The 630-nt window shown below is 57.3% G+C and carries 1 pseudogene; it reads right to left on the bottom strand.

Annotation, left to right across the window (positions count from 1 at the left end):
• Nucleotides 1-162: 162 nt before the first annotated feature.
• Nucleotides 163-630 (bottom strand): annotated as a pseudogene (locus RKE40_RS29665) (ABC transporter ATP-binding protein); the annotation flags it as partial.

Raw genomic sequence — 630 nt, 5'->3', positions numbered from 1 at the left:
GAAGCCTCTACCTATGCATCACGAAGGGCGGTGGCAACCGGCCTGACGGCATTTGTGCTGTCCGTCATCCTTGGGCTTGTCCCAAGGATCTGCTGTCATTCCGGCTGGCTGCAACGTGAGTAGATTCTCGGGACAGGCCCGAGAAAGACGTTGCAATGAAAGTCACCCCGCCATCGCCTCTTCATATTCCGAGGACAGCATCAGCCATTCCTCTTCGGCGGTCGAAAGCTTTGCGGCGGCCTCGCCTCGCTCCTTGGCCTTTTGAGCTGCCTTAGCCGGCGCCTTTTCATAAAGGGCAGGGTCCGCAAGTTCTTTATCAAGCGCCTGAATCAGCTTCTCAAGCTTGGCGGTCAAGGATTCGATTTCGTTGATCTTTTTCTTCAGCGGCGCAAGCGAGGCTCGCTTTTCGGCATTTGCCTTGCGCTGGTCGGCCTTGTTGACCTGTTCGTCTGCTGCAGCCTGCGATTTGTCGTCCTTCTTGCGGCCTGAAGCGATGATCAGCTCACGATACTCTTCGAGGTCGCCCTCGAACGGCTTGACCGTGCCGTCATTGACCAGCCACAGCCGGTCGACGGTCGCCTCGATCAGGTGGCGATCATGGGAAATCAGGATGACGGCGCCGTCATAATC

Origin of the sequence: Allobosea rubneri, assembly GCF_032464875.1 — a bacterium.
Taxonomy (GTDB): domain Bacteria; phylum Pseudomonadota; class Alphaproteobacteria; order Rhizobiales; family Beijerinckiaceae; genus Allobosea; species Allobosea rubneri.
This window is presented reverse-complemented; position numbering and strand designations above follow the sequence as displayed.